The sequence below is a fragment of the Alteromonas sp. MmMcT2-5 genome (assembly GCF_022348315.1).
GTDB classification, from domain to species: Bacteria; Pseudomonadota; Gammaproteobacteria; order Enterobacterales; family Alteromonadaceae; genus Alteromonas; species Alteromonas macleodii.
Map to the genome: position 1 here is coordinate 1 of NZ_JAKRFB010000012.1, position 23,986 is coordinate 23,986.

19 protein-coding genes and 2 pseudogenes are annotated in these 23,986 nt (G+C 44.1%); 7 read left to right on the forward strand and 14 right to left on the reverse strand.

Translation table 11 applies throughout. From position 1 onward, the window contains the following. Positions 1-99: 99 nt before the first annotated feature. Positions 100-291: pseudogene (locus MHN09_RS07360) on the reverse strand (hypothetical protein); the annotation flags it as partial. A gap of 242 nt (positions 292-533) precedes the next feature. On the opposite strand from MHN09_RS07360, the gene MHN09_RS07365 reads away from it, so the two are divergent. After that, on the forward strand, positions 534-1,307 hold the full coding sequence (locus MHN09_RS07365) for a diguanylate cyclase (protein WP_239220188.1): 774 nt from the start codon (positions 534-536) through the stop codon (positions 1,305-1,307). 214 nt (positions 1,308-1,521) lie between these two features. Here the strand turns inward: MHN09_RS07365 and MHN09_RS07370 are convergent, their stop codons facing one another. Further along, complete coding sequence (locus MHN09_RS07370; RefSeq protein WP_049586695.1) at positions 1,522-2,334, reverse strand: pyruvate, water dikinase regulatory protein; 813 nt, start codon at positions 2,332-2,334, stop codon at positions 1,522-1,524. Between the two features lie 271 nt (positions 2,335-2,605). Here MHN09_RS07370 and ppsA point away from each other — a divergent pair, with 271 nt between their 5' ends. Further along, positions 2,606-4,978 (forward strand): phosphoenolpyruvate synthase, encoded by a 2,373-nt coding sequence (gene ppsA / locus MHN09_RS07375; protein ID WP_049586697.1) that lies wholly within the window; start codon positions 2,606-2,608, stop codon positions 4,976-4,978. Between the two features lie 326 nt (positions 4,979-5,304). Continuing rightward, complete coding sequence (locus tag MHN09_RS07380; RefSeq protein ID WP_155279892.1) at positions 5,305-5,454, forward strand: hypothetical protein; 150 nt, start codon at positions 5,305-5,307, stop codon at positions 5,452-5,454. A gap of 720 nt (positions 5,455-6,174) precedes the next feature. Here the strand turns inward: MHN09_RS07380 and MHN09_RS07385 are convergent. From MHN09_RS07385 to MHN09_RS07395, 3 genes are all read right to left on the reverse strand, one after another. After that, the gene (locus MHN09_RS07385; RefSeq protein WP_239239950.1) at positions 6,175-8,436 is read right to left on the reverse strand and encodes a molybdopterin cofactor-binding domain-containing protein; all 2,262 of its coding nucleotides are present in this window, start codon (positions 8,434-8,436) and stop codon (positions 6,175-6,177) included. Further along, the gene (locus MHN09_RS07390) at positions 8,433-8,939 is read right to left on the reverse strand and encodes a (2Fe-2S)-binding protein (protein WP_014976393.1); all 507 of its coding nucleotides are present in this window, start codon (positions 8,937-8,939) and stop codon (positions 8,433-8,435) included. Before MHN09_RS07390 ends, MHN09_RS07385 begins: the two co-directional genes overlap by 4 nt. Positions 8,940-9,306: 367 nt before the next feature. Continuing rightward, positions 9,307-9,522: a PGPGW domain-containing protein gene (locus MHN09_RS07395; RefSeq protein ID WP_049586700.1), complete on the reverse strand. Its 216-nt coding sequence runs from the start codon at positions 9,520-9,522 to the stop codon at positions 9,307-9,309. Positions 9,523-9,849: 327 nt separating this feature from the next. Here MHN09_RS07395 and MHN09_RS07400 point away from each other — a divergent pair, with 327 nt between their 5' ends. Next, a complete protein-coding gene (locus tag MHN09_RS07400; RefSeq protein WP_014949321.1) occupies positions 9,850-10,266 on the forward strand; it encodes a DUF4826 family protein in 417 nt (138 codons plus the stop codon). Positions 10,267-10,313: 47 nt separating this feature from the next. Here the strand turns inward: MHN09_RS07400 and MHN09_RS07405 are convergent, their stop codons facing one another. From MHN09_RS07405 to MHN09_RS07435, 7 genes and pseudogenes are all read right to left on the reverse strand, one after another. Next, the gene (locus MHN09_RS07405; protein WP_014949322.1) at positions 10,314-10,772 is read right to left on the reverse strand and encodes a GNAT family N-acetyltransferase; all 459 of its coding nucleotides are present in this window, start codon (positions 10,770-10,772) and stop codon (positions 10,314-10,316) included. Between the two features lie 9 nt (positions 10,773-10,781). Next, entirely contained in the window at positions 10,782-11,948 is a 1,167-nt protein-coding gene (locus tag MHN09_RS07410; RefSeq protein ID WP_101564449.1) for a cupin domain-containing protein, read from the reverse strand. A gap of 355 nt (positions 11,949-12,303) precedes the next feature. Next, on the reverse strand, positions 12,304-13,137 hold the full coding sequence (locus MHN09_RS07415) for an adenylate/guanylate cyclase domain-containing protein (RefSeq protein ID WP_239239953.1): 834 nt from the start codon (positions 13,135-13,137) through the stop codon (positions 12,304-12,306). Between the two features lie 107 nt (positions 13,138-13,244). Continuing rightward, on the reverse strand, positions 13,245-14,612 hold the full coding sequence (gene purB / locus MHN09_RS07420) for an adenylosuccinate lyase (protein WP_039229483.1): 1,368 nt from the start codon (positions 14,610-14,612) through the stop codon (positions 13,245-13,247). Between the two features lie 13 nt (positions 14,613-14,625). Continuing rightward, positions 14,626-15,252: a high frequency lysogenization protein HflD gene (gene hflD, locus MHN09_RS07425; RefSeq protein WP_014949326.1), complete on the reverse strand. Its 627-nt coding sequence runs from the start codon at positions 15,250-15,252 to the stop codon at positions 14,626-14,628. 2 nt (positions 15,253-15,254) lie between these two features. Further along, positions 15,255-16,361, reverse strand: a pseudogene (mnmA, locus tag MHN09_RS07430) (tRNA 2-thiouridine(34) synthase MnmA); the annotation flags it as partial. Between the two features lie 370 nt (positions 16,362-16,731). After that, positions 16,732-17,274 (reverse strand): rRNA large subunit pseudouridine synthase E, encoded by a 543-nt coding sequence (locus MHN09_RS07435; protein WP_014976399.1) that lies wholly within the window; start codon positions 17,272-17,274, stop codon positions 16,732-16,734. A 513-nt stretch (positions 17,275-17,787) separates the two neighbouring features. Between MHN09_RS07435 and MHN09_RS07440 the strand changes: the two genes are divergently transcribed. After that, entirely contained in the window at positions 17,788-20,007 is a 2,220-nt protein-coding gene (locus MHN09_RS07440; RefSeq protein WP_061485794.1) for an NADP-dependent isocitrate dehydrogenase, read from the forward strand. 477 nt (positions 20,008-20,484) lie between these two features. Here the strand turns inward: MHN09_RS07440 and cspD are convergent, their stop codons facing one another. Beyond that, positions 20,485-20,703: a cold shock domain-containing protein CspD gene (gene cspD / locus MHN09_RS07445; RefSeq protein ID WP_014949330.1), complete on the reverse strand. Its 219-nt coding sequence runs from the start codon at positions 20,701-20,703 to the stop codon at positions 20,485-20,487. 243 nt (positions 20,704-20,946) lie between these two features. On the opposite strand from cspD, the gene clpS reads away from it, so the two are divergent. Both clpS and clpA read left to right on the forward strand, forming a co-directional pair. Further along, entirely contained in the window at positions 20,947-21,267 is a 321-nt protein-coding gene (clpS, locus tag MHN09_RS07450; protein ID WP_014949331.1) for an ATP-dependent Clp protease adapter ClpS, read from the forward strand. A 24-nt stretch (positions 21,268-21,291) separates the two neighbouring features. Next, on the forward strand, positions 21,292-23,568 hold the full coding sequence (gene clpA / locus MHN09_RS07455) for an ATP-dependent Clp protease ATP-binding subunit ClpA (RefSeq protein ID WP_014949332.1): 2,277 nt from the start codon (positions 21,292-21,294) through the stop codon (positions 23,566-23,568). Between the two features lie 177 nt (positions 23,569-23,745). Here the strand turns inward: clpA and infA are convergent, their stop codons facing one another. Continuing rightward, entirely contained in the window at positions 23,746-23,964 is a 219-nt protein-coding gene (infA, locus tag MHN09_RS07460) for a translation initiation factor IF-1 (protein ID WP_014949333.1), read from the reverse strand. Between the last annotated feature and the right edge of the window lie 22 nt (positions 23,965-23,986).

Consider the following 23,986-nt stretch of genomic DNA (forward strand, 5'->3'; position numbering starts at 1 on the left):
TTAGCATTAGATATGGAAACGCCTAACGCAGTGCATAATAGAAAAGGCCAGCTTCGAGAGCTGGCCTAATAACTGTCAACCTATATTAGGACGACACAGGCGAAATGTTTGAGAGCCAAAAGTAAGCGTAGGTTTAAAGAGTACTTTTCCATTATCGTAGTCGTAGTTATCTGACAGCACTTGTGAAGCGAATGCTTTTACATCGCCACCTTCAGCGTGCACTTTACCTACCGCTACTACATTGTCGCACCAAGTTTGTAGTGCGGTATGAACCATTTCTTCTGTGAACATGTTATTTCTCCCAAGATAATGTGCAATGTTATATTGTATCATTATGATTTGTTTACAATATCGATAAATTAATGAATTGTAACTGTTTATCCGTGATAGTCATTTTCTATCAGCAAGCGCTAAGACCTGTCGATTGCATAACTTCAATTTTTCCAATAAGAAAACCTGTTACCTATTAGACATTAAAAAATGTTAATCATTCTTAATCTAATCTTCTGTTTTCAACGTTACAACGTTATCTGATGTCGAGTTTACAAGCTATTACATCTGTAATGCTTAGACTTAATGTAGAAGGTTTAGTCATGAATGACGTTACACAGCTAATATTGATGTATTTCATCATACCGCTGTGGTTCACAGCAGGGATAGTCGACTGGTTTTGCCACCGCAGCAGTAATATTGCTGCTACCGCGGGGCCGAAGGAGTCCTTAATTCATCTATTGATGTTTATAGAGGTAGGAATTCCTCTTTTTATGGTTCTCCTCTTTGAGGTGAATAGTTTAATTATTGCTGCAGGTATTCTGTTTTTCTTCTTACATGAATTAACAGCACTGTGGGACGTTAGCTATGCGGTATCGAAAAGAAGAGTGGGGCCTATTGAGCAGCATGTGCACAGCTTTTTGGAAATGATACCGCTGCTCGCATTAATTTTGGTAATTGCCAGACATTGGTCTCATTTTATAGCGTTATTCGGACTGGGCGAAAGTCCTGCTGATTTTGGTCTGCGGTTTAAGCAAGAGCCCCTTCCAACATGGTATTTACTATCAGTTATCGCCGTTGCTACCGTGCTAGAATTTTTACCTTATGTAGAGGAGTTGATTAGAGGTATGAAAGCAAAAGAAAAAAGTTCACAAGAAAAAACGACGTTGTCTTCAGATGAAGAAAAACAATCCAATAGTAAAGCGGACGTTTCACATCAGGATGCAGAAGCTGCGAGCCCTTATGCATCATCTGTTGCAGGTGAAGAAGACCCAGGTGTAGCGCTTGAAGAATTGGTAGAAAGCAACAAGAAGTGACGCTTCAATAGTAAATAATAAAAGGGCAAGCGAGACCGCAAATACTAGAGCTACTATCGCCTAGTTAGCCTAAACCTGACCAGAATCTAGGTGATGTGGTGCCTTGTCGCTTTACATAGTTAAAGGCACCACCGCGACATAAAAAGTGTTGTATAAAATACAGCGGGTAAATATGGCAGCTTCGTACAAAGTTACTGAATACTTAAAAGCCCGCTTAGTACTTACGACGTTTGAGCCCCGTCTCTGCCAATATTTTTGCTGAGATCTCTTCAATCGAGTACTTAGTGCTATTTAAAAACGGGATTTTTTCCTTTCTATACAAGTTTTCTACTTCACGCAGTTCCATTCGACATTGTGGCAGCGATGCATATTTGCTGTTTGCACGGCGCTCTGAACGTATTTGATGGAGTCTATCCGCTGCAATCGTTAGCCCAAAAAGCTTATGTTTGAACCTGCGTAGGGCAGGGGGAAGCTTAAGCATGTCGCCCATGTCTTCTTCTGTAAAAGGGTAGTTCGCTGCTTTTATTCCGTATTGAAGGGCTAAGTAAAGACTTGTTGGCGTTTTACCCGAACGTGAAACACCAGTAAGAATGATGTCTGCTTCATCGTAATCTTTTAGATTAGAGCCATCGTCATTAGCCAGTGCGTAGTTTACGGCCTCAATTCTAATATCGTAGGTGGTTTCGTGGATACTGTGTGTACGATGTTTTTCTGGTTTTGAAGGAACACCCAATACTTTTTCCAGTGGCGCTACGAATTGATCGAGAAAATTATAGTTAATGCCCACAGATTTCGAGATTATTTTGCGAATATCTACATTCACAATTGTATAAAAAACGAGCGGCCTTTCTCCGGTGTCTTGAAAACTTTCAGAAATTTGCTGTAAAACTTTGTGAGCTTGTTCCTCAGTTTCAACGAAAGGAATGGTGTTGTGATTGAAAGAAACGGGAAACAGGGAAAGCAGGGCGTGGCCGAAGACCTCTGCAGTGATGGCTGTACCATCTGAAATATAAAAAGCTGTGCGCACAACATATCCTTAACATTGGTGTAATTTTATTACAAAAGTAATAAAGGGTTTACTTTCTGAATTTCCCCATTCTAAGATGATTTCGTCGAAAAGCTACACGGTTCTTGTGAATGATGGCAAATATCAATAGGTTTGCTGTCAAACGTAATGGACAGCGTTAACAGTGGTTTTCACCACATATCGACTACAATTTGATGAGTTTCAGGTGACAAAAGCACAAACCTGAAATTAACCTCATACCCTACACATAAAAAAGCTGGAGGCTTGGGCTGTGCAAGAATACGTACTTTGGTATCAAGAACTGGGCATGCATGATGTGGGTCGCGTAGGCGGCAAAAATGCATCATTAGGCGAGATGATTTCAAACCTGGCGAACGCCGGTGTGCAGGTGCCGGGAGGTTTTGCTACCACCGCCGAGGCATTTAATGAGTTTCTAGAGCAAAGTGGCCTAGAAGCGCGCATTCACGAAGTCTTAGACTCGTTAGACGTAGATGACGTAAACGCACTTACCGAAGCAGGTAAAAACATTCGTCAGTGGATTATCGACACACCTTTCCAAGGAAAGTTAGAAGAAGAAATCAAAACTGCGTTTGTCACATTACAGGGTGATGCAGGTGAAGAAGCGTCATTTGCAGTGCGTTCATCAGCCACGGCTGAAGATATGCCTGATGCGTCTTTCGCAGGTCAACAAGAGACTTTCCTAAACGTTAAAGGCTATGAAGCCGTGCTTGTGGCAATTAAGCACGTGTTCGCATCGCTATTTAACGACCGCGCTATTTCATATCGCGTTCACCAAGGGTACGACCACAAAGGCGTGGCGCTATCTGCAGGCATTCAACGCATGGTGCGTAGTGATATCGCATCATCGGGCGTTATGTTTACTATCGATACAGAGTCTGGCTTTGAAGACGTTGTATTTATTACCAGCTCATTTGGTTTAGGTGAAATGGTGGTGCAGGGTGCGGTTAACCCTGATGAATTCTATGTTCACAAACCAACACTTGATAAAGGCCTGCCTGCTATCGTTCGTCGTAACCTTGGTAGTAAGCTGACTAAAATGGTGTACTCAGATGATGAAGCACACGGTAAGCAAGTGTCTATTGTCGATATTGATGCAGCTGACAGCAAAACCTTCTCGTTAACTGATGACGAAGTAATGGAGCTTGCTAAACAGGCGCAGATCATTGAAAACCACTACAAGCGTCCTATGGACATCGAGTGGGCAAAAGATGGCGCAGACGGTAAACTATACATTGTTCAGGCTCGTCCTGAAACGGTACGCAGCCGTGAAGACTCACAGAGCATCGAGCGATTCCAGTTGAAAGGTCAAAGCAACATTGTTTGTGAAGGCCGTGCAATTGGTCACAAAATCGGTGCTGGTGTAGCGAAAGTGCTTGATTCAATTGAAGAGATGGACAAAATCCAGGCGGGTGATGTTCTGGTAACTGACATGACAGACCCTGACTGGGAACCTATCATGAAGAAGGCTTCTGCTATTGTTACCAACCGCGGTGGCCGTACGTGTCACGCGGCAATCATCGCGCGTGAGTTAGGTATTCCAGCGGTTGTGGGTTGTGGTAACGCGACTGACAGTATCAAGAACGGCGACAAAATTACTGTATCTTGTGCTGAAGGTGACACTGGTTTTATCTACGGTGACGAACTGGAGTTCGACGTAGTGACCTCACGCATTGACGCAATGCCTGACCTACCGCTGAAAGTCATGATGAACGTGGGTAACCCCGATCGCGCATTTGATTTTGCTCGCTTGCCAAACGCAGGTGTTGGTCTTGCGCGTCTTGAGTTTATTATCAACCGCATGATTGGTGTGCACCCTAAAGCACTACTTAATTTCGACAGCCAGCCTGAAGAGTTGAAAGAAGAAATTAGCGATATGATTGCAGGCTACGAGTCGCCTACGGAATACTACATCGAGAAATTGGTGGAAGGTATTTCAACCATTGGCGCTGCATTCTCGCCAGAGAAAGTTATTGTTCGTATGTCAGATTTCAAATCGAACGAATACTTCAACTTAGTGGGCGGTTATCAATACGAGCCAGACGAAGAAAACCCAATGTTGGGTTTCCGTGGTGCAAGCCGCTACATCTCTGAAGATTTCCGCGATTGTTTTGCCCTTGAATGTGAAGCCATAAAGCGCGTTCGCAACAAAATGGGCTTGACCAATGTTGAGATCATGATCCCGTTTGTTCGTACATTAGAAGAAGGTCGTCAAGTTATCGAGCTTCTTGAAGAGCAGGGACTTAAGAAAGGTGAAAATGGCCTTCGCGTTATCATGATGTGTGAACTGCCATCAAACGCTTTGCTTGCTGATAAGTTTTTAGACATTTTCGACGGTTTCTCTATTGGGTCTAACGACTTAACGCAGTTAACCCTAGGTCTAGATCGTGACAGTGGTCTTATCGCGCACTTGTTTGATGAACGTGATGAAGCGGTCAAAGCATTGTTGTCAATGGCAATTCAGGCAGCGAAGAAGCGTGGAAAATACGTAGGCATTTGTGGTCAAGGTCCATCAGATCACGAAGACTTCGCCGCGTGGCTGGTACAAGAAGGGATTGATTCGGTATCACTTAATCCTGATACCGTGGTTGAAACCTGGCTTTACCTGGCGGAAAAGCACGCTTAATCACGCAGCTCGGATGTGAAGGCTAGAAAGCTTAAGGGCTATCTAGTTTTCCATCTAACGTCGTGTTATTTCACGACGTTATCGCTTTGATATTATTGAAAAAGAGACCATAAAGCCTCTTTTTTTGTTAGGCAACTTAAAGTGATGGCCACTCATCTAGATGCAAATCTTTGCTCAAGTTTCATTCCTTAAAAAAACTGTGGTTATTTAGCAAAACTATGCATTTTTGCGTGTTGATAACATGACTTTGTGTAATTAAAAATGTAATATTACAAAGTGACTTTCACTTTGAATCTTTGATTAATAATTAACTTGGTTGAATTCTCATGGCACATAATGACAGCGCAGTTTCAGTAAATACTTCCGAAGAAAACGTTATGCAATCACGCTCTGTGGTAGAGCAGTTGGCGGAAGCGCAAAAAGAAATTAACGAGCTTAAAATGCAGTTAATGTGGATGGAACGCAACTACGAGTAAGAATAACCTATTAGAATAAGGCGGGAATTAACCGTCCAATACTGAAAGTGTTTTCCTTTTAGTTGTAAGGTTACAGGTTGATTTACAGTTTGAATAAAAGGAGGTCATGTTGGCCTCCTTTTATGTTTCTAATGGTTGTTTGCTGCTCTTAATCAATGGCTTAGTTAGTTGGAAATGGCGAATATGCTAATGGCTAGGTGTTTTCGCCTTTTAGATGTGCAACAAAGCTCACGACCTTCTTATATTACTTGGTTAAATTATGTCCGGTTGGATTAGTGTGCTATTGTAAATAGCGTTAGGCTAGTAGTATGGATGAGGCTGGGGAGGGAAACTGAGATGGCTTATAAATTTAAGTTTTTTGCACAACCTGTAATCAGTAACATCAGAACGTTCTGTGAAGCAGCGCTGGTTGAATTCACTATTGGTCTGATATGTGCAGTTTTTGCCTATGCAAGTTATGGTGTTTTTATTCACCTTTTTGTTGCTTGCGCTGTTATCTCGATAGCGTGTTTTTGCCTAAGTATCTATAACTTATATAGTCTTTTCTATTGAACTAATCCGCGAAGATAATTGCCCCGCCACTATTGAGACATTACCGAATACATCCATAAAAAAAGGGTCAACACAGTGTGTGTTAACCCTTTTTGATATGATTGCCTGTCTTAAATAGCGTTAGTATTTATTCATCAAACCAGCGATTAAGCCGAATCTATAGAATGCTTACGCTTTAAGCTGGTTACCAATAGGTAGCTGGCGAATACGCTTACCGCATGCAGCAAAAATGGCATTGCACAGCGCTGGCGCATACACGGGGGTTGCAGGTTCACCTACACCTGCTGGCGGCGCATCGCTTTCAATTACTTCAACTTCTACCTCTAGTGGTGAATCGCTCATGCGCGGTACACGGTAGTTGTGGAAGTTACTCTGCTGTACACGCCCTTTATCAAACGTTATACCGTCACTGATTGCTGTTGTGATACCGTAAACCGAGCCGCCTTGGGTTTGGTTTTTAACCGTATCGGTGTTAACTACAGTACCTGCATCAATCGCTACCCATGATTTAATCACGCTAAGATCGCCAGCGTCAGACACCTCAACTTCAACCACAGTAGCAACGTAAGTTAAAAAGCTACGGTGCGCAGCAATACCCAGTCCGCGGCCTTTAGGCATGTTGCGGCCCCAGCCTGCCATGTCAGATACTTTCTCAATTACATTGCGAAGACGACCTGTATCCAAAGGATAAACCGACTTATCACCCCAATAGTTTTGATATTCGGCTTTTTGACCCGTCACATCAATAATTCTATCAGGACCAATTACTTCCAATAGGTAATCTTTAGCGTCTTTGCCTGCTTTGTGGGCTGCTTCATTAATAAACGACTGTACAGCAAACGCGTGAAAGATGTTCGATACTGAACGCATCCATCCAATACGGGCTTTGGCTGGCGCTTCACCGCGCTCTAACTTCATGTTGGGCGTAAGAATAGGGTTATCCGTAAAGCCCAAATCTAACTCAAAGCTAAAGGGTGCGTTCGCGCCCTCTTGGAACGTAGAGGCAATAGGTGAAAACGCGGTTCTGTGAAGATAAGCGTCAATTTTACCGTTTTCATCAAGTGCAGCTTCAACATGTTGAGCGGAAACCGCGTGATAGAAACCGTGCTGAATATCATCTTCACGTGTCCATTGAACGCGAATTGGTTTGCCCGTTTTCATTGATAGGAATGCTGCTTCCGCTGAAAAGTCAGGCTTAGACTTACGCCCGAAAGCACCACCTAGCATGGTAACGTGAACATTGATTTTTTCTTTGTCCATGCCAACCATAGCACCCACGGTTTCCATATCAGCCTGCGGATTTTGTGTTGCTGCCCATACGTCAACGCGATCTTTATAGTACATGGCAGTAGCACATGGTGGCTCCATTGGGGCTTGTGCTAAATGCGGCACGTAATAGTCAGCAACCAGTTTGTCGCTGGCTTTTTCTAAAACGCTCAACGCATCGCCTTTTTCTCTAACAAGCGCTTGAGGTGCATTTACTGTGTTAAGCAACTGCTCTTTAAAGTTCGCTGAGTTATAGTCGCCATTTGCGCCATCGTCCCAGGTGACGTCTAATGCTTTGCGGCCTTGCCATGCTGCCCATGTGTTGTTAGCTATAATGGCTAGCCCACCTTTTGGTTGGAACTGAGGCGCACCTTTTGGCGCTGGAATTTCAATTACATCAACAACGCCATTAACCGCTTTTGCTTTATCTGCATTGAAGCTTTTCATCTTACCGCCCACTACAGGTGGGCGTTCGATTATAGCAACAAGTGCTTTTGGCTCGCGCACGTCGGCGGCGAAGGTTGCTTTACCGGTAACGATGTCTTGAAGGTCGATATGCGCCATACCGGTATTGATGTAACGCCATTCTTTCCTTTCTTTAAGCTTAAGCTTATCTGCTTCTGGCGGCGTAATGGTTAATGCATCGTCTATTAAGTCTTTATAAGCAAGCGTTTTACCTGAAGTGTGTGTTACCACATGCTGCTCGGCAACACAGGTACTTGGCTCAACACCCCAACGCTTAGCTGCTGCATGTTGCATCATATAACGCACGCTTGCGCCCATTTCTCGAAGACGCTGCATATTGAAGCGGATACTACGCGAGCCATCGGTGTTTTGGTCACCGTATTTGGGGTCGCCTTTGCCTTGAATAACAATGACTTTGTCCCACGCAGCTTCCATCTCGTCAGCTACAATTTGCGCAATGGCGGTTCGGATCTGTTGACCCATTTCGCTGCGGTGACACGTTACTTCAACCATGCCGTCAGGGCGAAGTGCAATGAACAAGTTTGCGCGCTTTGCGTTTTCCGCTGGCTTTGCTAATACGCCAGCCATGGCGCGAGGTGCACCACCCATAAAATAGGTACCAAGAACCAGTGCACCCGCCGCTGCTGTCGATTTTAAGAAACTGCGGCGATTCATATCAAAATAGGTATTCTCACTCATGCTTCTTCTCCCGCTTGGGTTGGGTCAAAGTAGCTAACGCCAGCGTTGCTGCTTATTGATTTCGACGCAGACTTAATGGCCTTGTGAATGCGAGGGTACGTGCCGCAACGACAGATGTTGCCCGACATATTCTGAACAATTTCTTCGTCACTTGGCGTTGGGTTGGTTGATAATAGACTGGCAGCTTGCATGATTTGCCCACATTGACAGAAACCACATTGTGGTACTTTGTGTTCTACCCACGCTTTTTGGACAGGGTGATCGCCATTTTCGCTTAGCCCTTCAATAGTGGTAATTTTTCTGCCTTGAACGGCTGATACAGGCAATACGCAAGAGCGTTGTGCCATGCCATCAATGTGAACAGTACAAGCGCCACATTGCGCCATACCACAGCCAAACTTAGGTCCTGTAAGATTTAATTCGTCACGAAGGTACCACAACACTGGTGTTGATGGGTCACCAGAAAATTCGTGTTTGTTACCATTAACGGTAAACGTGATCATGGTCTTGTCTCCATAGGTAAGCGAAAGATATGACTTGGACCAGATTGTTTAAATCTGGCCTACCCAAGCAGCGCAATGCGGGGTCAACGCATTGCACAAAATCATATCGATACGGTTACATTGCCTGATGATACGAACTATCTAAGATGCTGAGCATGCTCAGATAATTGCCACTATTATTATTGTTAAAGGCTTCGCAATTTATACTTTAGTTTACGTTAACACGCATTGCATCATTACGCATTTACATAAGTTTAATTGCTAACACTTTGCGACAAAGTGGTGAGAGATGAAGAGGGGGGCGAAACGCACTATGCGTTATGGCGTGCTCAACTTTCTAAAAGCACACCTGTTAGAACAAAAACAATTAACGCAGCTTTCGCATAAGAAGAAAACGATCAATTCTACGGGCACCACTCGTCATTGTTTTTTGGCTGTATTTGAGCCAGCTTCGCGCTTTTGGCCAGTCGTAACTTAAGAGCACTAAACCGCCTATCACTAACAAGATAGAGCCCGGAAGTAATGTTAGAACAATACCGCCGATAAACAAGATTGCTCCAAGGGTAAGTCTTACTATTCGCATGTATAAACACTCGGCTTGGTGAAGTTTTCATCTCACAGTTTCGCCCAAAGATGCACATTTGCCAATATGAAAAATGTAAATGTTTGTGCCCGATCTTTGAATAACTGGGTGTTGGGTATTCTTAAAGATTGTCGAATAAGTAAGCGGTTAACACCTTCGGTGGGCACAATGCCCTAATTGCGGTGGAAAGCAGGGATGAAATAAAGTACAAAGATAAAAAAGGCGTACGCTACGAACTAGTGGCAAAACTGCCTAGAAGGTAACTGAGACATGGGTATCAAGTAGCAGTACTAGTAAGAACAGATAACGATAATAATGAGAGTAAAAATGGCAGAACAACCAGAAAACCAACCAATCAGTGATGAAGAACGCGCAACGTGGGTACGAGAACAGTTTCAAAAGGCAAACAAATTTTTAGCGGAAAATGGCGTGTTGTTTGATTCTGTTATTACCGAAGAAAGTCGTTATTTAATGCCGTACCTTGCAGTTTGGAAAATTAGAGCAATGGACAGTAAACGCTATTGGGTTATTAGTGGTGATTTACCTTCTGATTACACATCAGTCGATAACGCCAAAGACGCCAAGGACGTACTGCGTCACTTTGCTATGCATTGGCAGTTGAAAGCAGAAAACCTCATTAATGCAGAGGGCGCAGACGATACTCAAAAGGCGTTTGGTGCTTTACTAATTAATCGTGCTGAAAGCTTGTTTGCCATGCAGAACGCGCCAGATCTTTGGAACTAATTCCAGGCAATAGCCTGTATTAGTGAGACGTTTTGTAAATACATAGCTTAATGAAGTTGAGTCACGTCCGGAAGAGGAAATCGCTCTGCCGGACATTTTAGGCGCTGTCTTGGAACGCCTGCGTCCATAAATACTTGCCCGTCGGGAATAAAACCAATGGATTGGTGATAGGACACGCTTTCTAAATTGCAGACTACTTTGATAATGGGGACGTTGTTTTGCTTTGCCGTGTTAATCAGCGCTTCAAACAAAGCGCGATAAACAGGCAATGTTCTGTGGCAGCGCTTAACAGCTATTCGGCCTAGTTCGCCTCGTTTGGTTAAGCGCCCAGTGGCAATGGGTTCGTTTTCATCATTGACGATAAGCACATGGCACGCTGAGCTGTCGTGTTCGTCGAACTCGCTTGCCTCGGGGACGCGCCACTCTAAAACAAATACATGTTCCCTTAGTGCTTTCAGTCGATGTTTATCCTTTTCCCAATCGACGTTTTGTATCGTAAACGCCATACCTACCTGTTAACCTTCGAACCATTCCCAGTAACCATTATTGATAAGTGTAGTTAAGGTTTCTAAAAATGTAAAAGAAGGCGCGTCTTGGCAACACGTTGCGTTCAAAACGCCTCCTGATGCCAGCACTTCAAACCATTCTTGGTCACTTTTACCAAATTCGAACTGACTGCCATTTACAAAGAGCGCGCGAGGAAGACCACGCTTACCGTCACATAGTAATGCACGCACACCCGGTGCAGGAACAAAGCTAATGCCTGCGGCAAACTCATTTGAAATTTGCTCTAGCGATACTTCGTCTTCTAGCGGATATTCAGGAATGCCTTGTTCACTCATGGCTTCTAGAAGTGCCAAAGTAAAGTCTTCACCGTTTATCGCATCTATGAGCTGCTGCTTAAGAATGGCAACATCGCTTGGATTTACCCAAGCACGATTGCCTTGCATAGAGCGGCTTGCATCGGTAAAGCGATAATTATGTGCGCCTTTATCCAACATCATCGCCAGGCTTTCCGCTAGTTGCAGATTGTCCGGAGCACGATAACCCACAGAGTAGGTCAGGCTATCTTCAATTGTCGCTCCATCATGAGGCCAGCCCGGTGGTACGTACACCACATCGCCAGGCTCAACCACAACATCTATAACAGGGTCGAAGCCTTCAATTTGTCTTAATTTTGGATGTGGAAAAACTTCTTTATAGTCCGCCGGCTTGCCCACACGCCAGCGTCTTCGGCCCTTACCTTGAACTAAAAATACATCATATTGGTCGATGTGAGCACCAACGCCTGCACCATTGGTGGCGAAGCTCACCATCAGGTCGTCCAATCGCCAATTAGGGATAAAAGAAAAGGGATCTAGTAGAGGGGTTACGTCGGGCACATATTTATCTACGCCTTGAACTAGTAATGTCCATTTGCCCTGACATGCATTGTCAAAATCGGTAATTGGCCCTTGTTCGACATGCCAGCTGCCTTTCACGTTGCTAATAATACGTGCATCCACTTCCGACTCTTGTGCTAGACCGGCAAGATCGTTCTCATCGATAGGATCTACAAAGTTGTCAAAGAAGTGTTTGATGACTACCGGCTTTTGCTGCCAGTAGTTTTTTAGAAAGGTTTCTGCATTAAAGCCGTTTCCAGATTGTGCATCAATAATGTACGAATTGTCGTTAGTGGGCATAGTGTCTCTTATAGTAAGCCAATTAAATGGGCTTAATCTGTTGATTTAAGTATTGTGCGTGGCGTTACAAATATGCGGTAAGCGTTAGCACTTTGTCAAAAGCGAGGTCGAAGTTTATGGGGGGCATTATCGATTATTGAAACATTTATTGCTACCTTGCATTTGCTTCACCTGATTCAGTAGGGAGAGCCGAATTCATAACGGTTCGCATAGATAATTACCCACTCAGCGAAACTTAACATGTTCGTACTCGCGGCGAGTTACTGCAGGTGTAATTCATCTAACTTAGAAATCACGTGCTTTTTAGCTCAATGTTTACATGGCATGGGTGGTTATCAGATGCGCTAGACAGGAGTTAGCAAACGTATGCGCTCATTAGCATTGTTTTCGTGTGCAGCTGTTTTGGTAGGAATGTGGTTTCTTTGCAATTTTCGCTACACATTTTTGACTCACTGAGTTTCCGCTTGTCGTGTTCACGCGTTGAAAGCTCAGTGTTAGCGTTTATATTTGAACCACAAGTGAAATACGTATTAAAGGAACAAGGGTTATTCGCACTCGCGCTAGAGTGATGAATAATCTGTCGTTTAACCAGGCTGTAAGACTTCTCACAAATAGCAATTGTATTAGGTGCTGTGTATTGCTCTAACATTGCAGCCCTATTTACCGTAGTCCCCCAAATATCAAAGCCTGCAAGCGGGCGAGAAGATTGGCCGGCAAGTATAGAGCCTGTCGCAATGCCAACTCGCAGTTGGCTTGAAGATGAAGCTAAAAGGTCGTTGCTATTTACAAGCTCGCGAGCGCGAAATGCGAATTCGATGGCGTTCACCAGAGCGTTCAAAAGCGAGTGTGTTGTACTGCTATGTTCGCCGCTAAAACCAACCGCAATATATTGATCGCCGTTGGTTTTTAATGGCGAAAGGTGTAAATCAGCGGCAAGCACATCGAATTCAGAAAACAGGCTATCTACAAGTCTGGCGCATGTAATGTCGCCATATTTAACTGAGAGTTGTTGGAAGCCTGATAGGTCACAAAAAATGACGACGGCATTTTTTATACAGCTTTTTAAATTCGTGGCACTACTTTTGGTTTCCTGCGTTGTACTTAAGACCTTCGAAACGGTGGGAGAAAGTACAACACAGTGTTTTTCCTGCAATGAGAAAAGAGTGTGGTTCGTGTTGCGTAAATCCATTTGCGTGCTCCCACGGGTATGTGAAAATTCAATGTAGAGAAATTTAGGAATAAAAAAAACGCGGTACTAATGACCGCGTTTTTCAGTGTAGTGGAAAGCGTAAGGGCTTATAACTGATCTACAAGCCTGATTGCATCGCCAATGTATGTAGCAGGCGTTAATGCCTTAAGCTCTGCTTTGGCCGCTTCTGGCATATCTAGGTTATCAATAAATTCAGCAATGACCTCAGCGTTTACTTTCTTACCACGGGTCAGTTCTTTTAGCTTCTCGTATGGCTTTTCAATACCGTAACGACGCATAACAGTTTGAATAGGCTCTGCAAGCAGTTCCCAATTGTTGTTTAGCTCGTTAAGTAAGCTTTGCTCATTAACTTCTAACTTGCTGATACCTTTCAAAGTAGCCTGATACGCAATAACCGCATAACCTACACCGACGCCAAGGTTACGTAGTACGGTTGAGTCAGTAAGGTCACGTTGCCAGCGAGAGATAGGAAGCTTAGCTGCTAAATGGTCAAAAATAGCGTTCGCCAGACCTAAGTTACCTTCTGAATTTTCGAAATCGATAGGGTTAACTTTGTGTGGCATGGTAGAAGAGCCGATTTCGCCAGCTACCGTTTTTTGCTTGAAGTGACCCAGTGCAATGTAACCCCAAACGTCACGGTCGAAATCGATAAGAATGGTGTTAAAGCGCGCAATGGCATCAAACATTTCTGCAATATAGTCATGCGGCTCTATTTGCGTAGTGAACGGGTTCCAGGTTAGACCTAGTGAGGTAACAAACTTCTCTGAAACTTCGTGCCAATCTACATCTTTATACGCTGACAAGTGTGCATTGTAGTTACCCACTGCACCGTTAATCTTACCAAGTAACTCAACACCTGCGATTTGGCTACGCTGACGCTTTAGGCGAATAGCCACGTTTGCCATTTCTTTACCCATGGTGGTAGGTGAAGCAGGCTGACCGTGAGTACGTGCCATCATAGGTACGTTCTGGTAGCGCTTAGCAAGCTCTACTAGCGCTTCAATTAATTTGTCACAGTAAGGAAGAATAACGGTCTCGCGGGCTTCGCGAAGCATTAAGCCATGTGAAAGGTTGTTGATGTCTTCAGACGTACACGCAAAGTGGATAAACTCATTTACTGCTGAAAGCTCACTATTGTCGGCAACCTTCTCTTTAAGAAAGTATTCAACCGCTTTCACATCGTGGTTTGTTGTGCGCTCGATTTCTTTGATGCGCATGGCATCTTCAACACTAAATTCAGCTACTATTTTGTCTAGTAGTGCATTTGACGTGTCTGTAAAAGCAGGAACTTCTTCAATTTGTGGGTTAGTAGACAGCATTTGTAACCAACGTACTTCTACTTCTACACGGTATTTTAATAAGCCGTACTCACTGAAAATACTGCGTAATTCTACGCTTTTGCCAGCATATCGACCATCGACAGGGGAAATTGCAGTTAACTGACTCAGTTCCACCTTAAGCTCCTCACTAGTTTATTAATCGTAGTGCTTTAACAGCACTGTTAAGAATGTGTTTGCGTTTAAATAAAATGTTTCTTCGTTTTCCACCCATCTGACGCCACATTACTGCAGCCCTAACACCTGCAAGCAAAAGCGCACGCACTTTATGCTGAGTAGCAGGTTGGCTTAAATAATCTGGGTTACCAGCTACCTGAATACGCGGTGCTAGCGGACTGATGATATCGCTGTAAATGCTCGCTAAAGAGGAGACTATTTGTGGGTTTTGGAAATCGATGTGAGCAAGCTGGCGCTGAACATGGGAAATACGTTCGCCCAGTTCCTGCATTGCTTTAGGCTTTCTCGCTAGCTTTCTTTCAAGGCCTAGAATACTAGCTATATAGCGGGTTAATTCCGTATCTTTTGTTGCTTGTTTGTCAGATAGCTGTGCTGCGAGTGTGGTGTAACCGGTTTTTAAGTTAGCGAGCTGGCCGAAAACCTGTTGAGGTGTTTCTGGGTCAGTAACCAGTATGCTCGATAAGCTGGCCTCTATAGCCTCGTTATCGGCAGAACCTCGTCTGGCAAGCTGTTGAACCAGCGCAGCAGCTTGACATACACCTGCAAGTGCTAGGTTATTTTCTATGTCGGTATCTAACATCAGCGAATATAACTCTCAATAATACCGCCGCCAAGGCAAACTTCGTCACTATAGAACACCGCTGACTGCCCCGGCGTTACCGCCTTCTGCGGCTCATCAAACATCACTTCAATGGTGTCGTCTTGAGTTGGCGTTATTGTACATGGGATATCGGCCTGACGATAACGGGTTTTAACTACCGCGCGCACAGGTTCTGTAATTGTTTTTCTATCCACCCAGTGTAGCTGCTTTGCTACCAAGCCTTTCGAGTATAGGCGAGGGTGGTCGGCACCTTGGCCCACAATAAGCACGTTGCGAGCAACATCTTTATCTACCACATACCAAGGGTCGTCACCGTATTTGGCTAATCCACCAATGTGTAAGCCTTTACGTTGACCTAGCGTGTGATACATCAAGCCTTCGTGTTGGCCAATTTCTTCGCCTTCTGCTGTTTCAATAACGCCAGGCTGAGCTGGAAGGTAACGAGCAAGGAAGTCTTTAAATTTGCGTTCACCAATAAAGCAAATCCCGGTAGAGTCTTTCTTATCGTGAGTGATAAGACCTTGCTCCTCGGCAATTTTGCGAACTAATGGCTTTTCGATGTCGCCCACAGGGAAGAGCGTTTTTGCAACATGCTCTTCGCCTAACGTGTAAAGAAAGTAGCTCTGGTCTTTGTTGTTATCAAGACCGCGTAGCATTTGCCATTTACCGTCAACTTCTCGGCGACGAACATAGTGACCAGTAGCAATGTAGTCAGCGCCAAGGTCTTCTGCTGCAAATTCAAGAAACGCTTTAAACTTAATTTCTTTGTTGCACATAATATCTGGGTTTGGCGTACGGCCCGCTTTGTATTCCTCTAAGAAATACTCAAACACGTTATCCCAGTATTCTGCTGCAAAGTTAATGGTGTGCAGTTCAATGCCTAGTTTGTCAGCAACCGCTTGTGCATCTTTTAAATCTTCCGCTGCGGCACAGTATTCATCGTTGTCGTCTTCTTCCCAGTTTTTCATGAAGAGACCTTCAACCTGATAACCCTGTTGTTGGAGTAGGTAGGCTGAAACAGACGAATCGACACCGCCGGACATTCCGACGATCACTTTTTTGCTGGCGTTAGATTCAATATCACTCACTATGGATTGCACACTCATTTGATTAATAAAAAGAAACCGTATTTGTTAAATCAGTCACCAATTAACATGTTGATAAATATGCTAAGGCGCTTACCCACTTAGTGGGCTGTACCACTAATCAGCCATTTACAAATCGGCCCGTTTTCGAGGTCGCGGATTTTATCAGATTCCGATAGCTAATTCACATTTAATCCTTATCTGATTAAGTAATTAAATATGTGCCAAGCGGCCGTTGGCCTTTGCTGTAAAAAATTGTCTATATGCAAAGATGAACAGCAACCTTTAACAGCGCTAAAAATCCGTGACGTTTCGGTGCCTCTTTTAGTGTGGTCAAGGAAGGTGATTTCAAGTATTAGAAATTGAATTGCCTTTAAAAGTGAACGTAGCTGCCATTATCAATACCATCAATGGTCCAATTACCCACGCGATATCTGATGAGCCGAAGGGTGGGGTAGCCGACGTGCGCTGTCATACGTCGCACTTGTCTGTTTCTGCCTTCTGTAATGGTAATTTCTACCCAGCTAGTAGGGATCGACTGTCTAAAGCGTACGGGCGGATTCCGCGGCCACACGCTAGGTGCTTCCATGGCCTTTACTTTAGCGGGGCGAGTCATTCCATCTTTTAATTCCACGCCGTCACGCAGCGCCTGCATTGCTTTTTCGTCCATAATACCTTCAACTTGCACCCAATAGGTTTTGCTGGTTTTAGCTTTTGGGTTAGCAAGTTTATGCTGAAGCTTTCCGTCATTGGTGAGTACGAGAAGACCTTCCGAATCTCTGTCGAGTCGTCCTGCGGCATACACACCGGGAACATCAATATAGTCCTTTAGGGTTTCTCTACCGTCTGCATCTGTAAATTGAGAAAGAACTTGAAAGGGCTTATTAAAAAGCACCACTTTAGCGTTTGAAGACATATTACTTCCGCTTGTTTAAATTCAAAATTTCGGGGGGGATTTTACGACAAATGACGATGCTTCGCATGGGAAAATCAACCGCAAATAGTGGTTTGCTCAATGAAGTTTGTCGATAAATTCGGTGATCTTATGAGTTAAGACAATGGTATGACTTGTAACTCAAACTTTCGACCCTATACTAATGGTCGCTCCCATTTTTATAAGAGAGCGCATCTGCATAATTATTAGACAGTTTTAGCAGTGATAAGCGGGCTTGCTTATACATCGTATCTCGAAATTGCGTACGACTAGGTAGTCGAGTGCAAAGCCATGAGATGCATATTGCTAACATAGGGAATTGAATAATATGTAGGGAAGAAAACAGCAAGTGACCTAGTGCTTAATAAAAGCAAAAGGTGGAAAACATCAAATACGTTTCGCAATGACTGTGGGCGTGACATGAACATGTTGCGGGTTGTTGCGACCTAATGGACTAAAGACGACAGTACCCTGTCGAGAAAATTGAGGTATATAATGACCAAGTCTAAGATCATCTACACGAAGACTGATGAAGCGCCAATGCTGGCGACTTACTCACTTCTTCCTATCATCCAGAAGTTTGCTGCGGCTGCAGATATCGACGTTGAGCTAAGCGATATTTCACTTGCTGCACGTGTTTTGGCAAATTTCCCTGAGTATCTTTCTGAAGAACAAAGAGTGCCAGACGCGCTAGCTGAACTGGGTGAGATGACCCAAGACCCGAACGCTAACATCATCAAGCTTCCAAACATCAGTGCCTCAATTCCACAGCTTCGTGCAACTATCAAAGAATTAAACGCAAAAGGCTTTAACGTACCAGCGTTCCCTGATTCACCAAAAACTGCTGAAGAAGAAGACATTCGCGAACGTTACGGTAAGGTGCTAGGTAGTGCAGTAAACCCTGTATTACGTGAAGGTAACTCAGATCGCCGTGCCCCAACCGCAGTTAAAAATTATGCACGCAAGCACCCGCATTCAATGGGTGAGTGGTCTCAAGCATCACGTTCTCACGTAGCTCACATGCGCGGCGGCGACTTCTACTCGGGTGAGAAGTCTGTAACCGTGGAAAAAGATGGTTATGTAAGCATTGAATTTACGGGTAAAGATGGTAGTAAGAAAACCCTTAAACCGCGTGTGGACTTGCTAGCTGGCGAAGTTATCGACGGCATGTTTATGAGCAAAAAAGCGCTGTGTGAATTCTTCGAAGAGCAAATTGAAGATGCGAAAAACACAGGCATTCTTTTCTCACTACACGTAAAAGCGACCATGATGAAGGTGTCTCACCCAATCGTGTTCGGTCACTGTGTAAAAGTATTTTACAAAGATCTATTCAACAAGTGGGGCGACCTGTTTGAAGAGCTAGGTGTTAACCCTAACAATGGTCTTGGTAGCGTTTACGACAAAATTGCGAGCTTACCTGAAAGCCAGCGCTCAGAAATTCAAAAAGATATCAACGCATGTTATGCCGACCGCCCACCAATGGCGATGGTGAACTCTGACAAGGGTATCTCGAACCTTCACGTACCAAGTGACGTAATTGTTGATGCTTCTATGCCAGCCATGATTCGTAACTCTGGTCAAATGTGGGGACCAGATGGAAAGGCGCACGACACGAAAGCGGTAATTCCAGAAAGTACTTATGCAACCATTTACCAGGAAGTTATTAACTTCTGTAAAACGCATGGTGCATTCGACCCGACAACGATGGGTACAGTGCCTAACGTTGGTCTAATGGCGCAAAAAGCAGAAGAGTACGGTTCACACGACAAAACGTTTGAACTAGAAGCAGACGGTACTGTGTCGATTATTGACCAAGACGGCAATGTTCTTATCTCTCACGATGTTGAAGAAGGTGATATCTGGCGTATGTGTCAGGTGAAAGACGCACCTATTCAAGATTGGGTTAAGCTAGCAGTAACGCGTTCACGTCAATCTGGTATGCCTGCGGTATTCTGGCTAGATGACGAACGTGCTCACGATGCGCAACTTATCAAGAAAGTTGAAAAGTACCTACAAGACCATGATACCAACGGTCTAGACATTCAAATTATGTCTCCTGTACGCGCTATTCGCTACAGCATGGAACGTGCAATTCGCGGTCTGGATACCATTTCAGTAACGGGTAACGTACTTCGTGATTACCTTACTGATTTGTTCCCAATCCTAGAGCTTGGTACCAGTGCTAAAATGCTATCAATTGTTCCGTTGATGGCTGGTGGTGGCCTTTATGAAACGGGCGCGGGCGGTAGTGCACCTAAGCACGTGCAACAGTTCGTTGAAGAAGGTCACTTGCGTTGGGACTCACTCGGTGAATTCCTGGCACTTGCTGTATCGCTAGAAGATGTTGCTATTAAGCACAGCAACACCAAAGCAAAAGTTATTGCTACTGCACTTGATAAAGCAACGGAAAAACTACTAAACAATGGTAAGTCTCCGCTTCGTAAAGCAGGTCAGTTGGACAACCGTGGTAGCCATGTTTACCTAGGTCTATACTGGGCTGAAGAAGTAGCGAACCAAACGGAAGACGCAGATCTAGCTGCGCAATTTAAGCCAGTGTATGAAGAGTTGTCTGCGAAAATTGACGACATCTTGGCTGAGATTGATGCAACGCAAGGTAGCGCGCAAGAAATTGGTGGTTACTACTACCCTGACGAAGACAAGCTTTTCGCAACCATGTCTCCAAGTAAGACATTAAAAGCTATCTTAGGCGCATAGTATTTTGTGTATATGCGTTAGGCTTAAAGGTCTAGCGCATAGAATAGTACTCTCAAACCTGAGAAGCTATTTCAAAACAACGTTTAAAAGCCCTCTCTTCAAACGAGAGGGCTTTTTTATGTAGAACCACTATACCTGCGCTAACACGCGGCGGTTACGAACATTTTAAACCTAGCTGAGTAGGCATTGGTCTACGCGGACTGGTATAAGGGGTAATAAGGGTAGGGCGATATACCTTATGTTTTGGAAACGAATGTATAAGCGGGAGATAAAAGGAACAGGAAAAAAGCTCGTTGATTGTTTACTTTGTACTATTACGCAACTTTAATACACAACGTTAAGATAACGTAATGCTTATTTTTGTAGGGAAAATTAAAACGCAGTTATCCGCACAGGCGCTTTACTGCACCTACACATTTTGAATGGCAAGAAAAGCAAAAGCCCGACGTATAGGGTCAGGCTTTGAAAATTCTTTTCTTAACGCTCTGGTTCTTCTTTGAAGCCAATGTTCTCAGCGTGAAGACCTTTAGGCCCTTGCTGAACTTCGAACGTTACTTCTTGACCCGCTTTTAGCGAACGGTAGCCTTCCATTTGAATCGTAGAGTAATGCGCGAAAATATCTTCGCCGCCGTCCTCAGGAACGATAAATCCAAAACCCTTTGCGTTGTTAAACCATTTAACTTTGCCAACCGCCATACTTCGACTTCCTCTTAATCCTTGAACTCACGAGTATATGCCCCCATTATAGATCCGGAGACACGGTGGAAAGAGTATTGATTGTAGCTGCTACGCAGTAAGTTATGTCGTAGCTAACGTGCAATACTCAAAACCACTATACAAAATGTAGATTTTTTAACCATATTATGTCAAGGGCAAATGTGAATAAATTTATCCAAAAGTTTGTACACATATGTGCCATTAAACCACTATTATTAAGTTATGAGTAAAGACAACGCTATTAGTATCGAAAAGGAAAAACAGAAAGACGCGCAGCGACAGAAGCCGCAGCCGCCTCCCATGTATAAAGTGTTGTTGAACAATGACGACTATACACCGATGGATTTTGTCATTGAGGTACTCATGCAGTTTTTCAATATGGACGCTGAGAAAGCCAACCAACTTATGCTGACCGTTCATTATCAAGGAAAAGCCGTGTGTGGCATTTTTACTGCTGAGATAGCAGAGACAAAAGTGATGCAGGTTAATCAGTACGCACGCAAACATCAGCACCCGTTGATGTGCACGATGGAGCAGGCATAAGGTTTTTTGTAGAGGGCGAGCAATATGTTAAATAAAGAATTAGAACAAACGTTAAATAACGCGTTTGTATTTGCCAGAGAGCATCGTCATGAGTTTATGACGGTTGAGCACTTGTTGTTGGCATTGCTTGATAACTCAGCTGCTCGCGATGCGCTCAAAGCGTGTGGTGCCGATATTGAGGCAATTAAAAGCGAACTGTTAGCTTTTGTTAAAGATACTACGCCTCTCATTTTAGATGACCAGTTAAACGAACGCGAAACTCAGCCCACGCTCGGTTTCCAGCGCGTGCTGCAGCGTGCGGTATTCCACGTTCAGTCGTCTGGTAAGGACGAAGTTACTGGCGCCAACGTACTTGTTGCTATATTCAGCGAGCAAGAGTCTCAGGCCGTTTATATTCTCAAGAAGGCGGATGTAACGCGCTTGGATGTGGTGAACTTCATTAGCCATGGTGTAAGCAAAGCGGATGATGATGAGCCCGTAAACCCCGAAGCGTCGGAAGAGGCTGAAGCAGGCGAAGAAGGTGGCTCAGCATTAAGCAAATACGCAACTGACCTGAATCGTCACGCGAAAGACGGCAAAATAGACCCGTTGATTGGCCGCGATTCGGAAGTAGAGCGCACTATTCAAATTCTATGTCGTCGTCGCAAAAACAACCCGCTGCTAGTAGGTGAAGCGGGCGTAGGCAAAACGGCGATCGCAGAAGGTCTTGCATACAGAATCGTTAACGAAGACGTGCCTGATGTTATTGCTGAAAGTACCGTTTACTCACTGGATTTAGGTGGCCTTCTTGCTGGTACCAAATACCGTGGTGACTTTGAGAAGCGTTTGAAAGCAATTCTGAAAGAGCTTGGTAAAGATAAGAACGCCATTTTGTTTATTGATGAAATCCATACCATTATTGGTGCAGGCGCTGCGTCGGGCGGTGTAATGGATGCGTCAAATTTACTTAAGCCTAAGCTATCAAGCGGTGAACTACGCTGTATTGGCTCAACCACATATCAAGAGTATCAAGGTATTTTTGAGAAAGACCGCGCCCTTGCACGTCGTTTCCAGAAAGTTGACGTTACTGAACCTAGCGTCAGCGATACCACAAAGATACTGCTTGGCCTTAAGAGTCGCTACGAAGAGCACCACAATGTGCGTTTCACACAAAAAGCGATTCAAGCTGCGGCGGAATTGTCGGCTAAATACATCAACGAGCGTCATCTTCCAGATAAAGCCATTGATGTAATGGATGAGGCAGGCGCAAGCCAGCGCTTGTTGCCGCCTTCTAAGCGCAAAAAAACGATTGGTGTGGGCGACATAGAGCAAATTATTGCAAAAATGGCGCGTATCCCTGAGAAGTCTGTATCGGCTTCTGACAAAGAGGTGCTTAAGAACCTTGGCCGCAACCTTAAAATGGTTGTGTTTGGTCAGGATAAGGCTATAGAGACGCTTAATGACGCTATATTGCTATCACGTTCTGGACTTGGAGCTGAAGCAAAACCAATTGGTAGCTTCTTATTCGCCGGTCCAACTGGTGTTGGTAAAACAGAAGTAACCCAACAGCTGGCTAAAATCATGGGTGTTGAGCTTGTACGTTTTGATATGTCTGAGTACATGGAACGTCATGCAGTTAGCCGCCTCATTGGTGCGCCTCCTGGTTACGTTGGTTTTGATCAAGGCGGTCTGTTAACAGATGCGGTAATCAAAAACCCGTACTCAGTAGTGCTGTTAGATGAAATTGAGAAAGCGCATAGCGATATCTACAATATTCTTCTTCAGGTTATGGACCACGGTACGCTGACTGATAACAATGGACGTAAGGTTGATTTTAGAAACGTAGTGTTAGTGATGACCACCAACGCAGGTGTTCAAGAAACGGTACGTAAATCTATTGGCTTTAAGCAGCAAGATCACAGTCACGATGCGATGTCTGAAATCAATAAGGTGTTTACACCTGAATTCAGAAACCGCCTGGACGGTATTATTTGGTTTAACCATCTTGATCCTGAAATCATCTTGCAGGTGGTAGACAAGTTCATTATTGAGCTTCAGGCACAGCTTGACGTTAAAGGCGTGTCGCTAGAGGTCACCAGTGCAGCCCGCGCTTACATGGCTGAGAAAGGCTATGATAAGGCAATGGGTGCACGTCCTATGGCGCGCGTCATTAAAGATGACCTGAAGAAAGAGTTAGCGAACGAGCTATTGTTTGGCGAGTTATCTAAAGGCGGAAACGTTAAAGTAGACTGCGTTGATGACAAACTTACCTTTGAGTACACAGGTGTAGGTGCAACGTCTGAAGAAGCAGAGCCAACCTAATGTAATAAAGCATGTAGCGCTAGGTAGAAAGACTAATGTCGTCTATCAAGCGCTAAATCTTCGTTATTAACTTTGTTTTTAGCGATAGTGCTTCGAGGATGAAATAGGTAAAACCCAGATACGAAAAAGCCCGATCTTAATCGGGCTTTTTTTATGCGTTACCGCTTAAATGGCTCATTATCTTGCGCGATAAACGATACGACCTTTGGTCAAATCGTAAGGAGTCATCTCAACGGTGACCTTATCGCCAGTAAGAATACGGATATAGTTCTTACGCATTTTACCAGAGATGTGTGCAGTCACTACGTGACCGTTTTCTAGTTCAACGCGGAACATAGTGTTAGGTAGCGTGTCTAACACAGTACCTTCCATTTCAATACAATCTTCTTTTGCCATGTAAAGCAGTTACCTCAGTAAT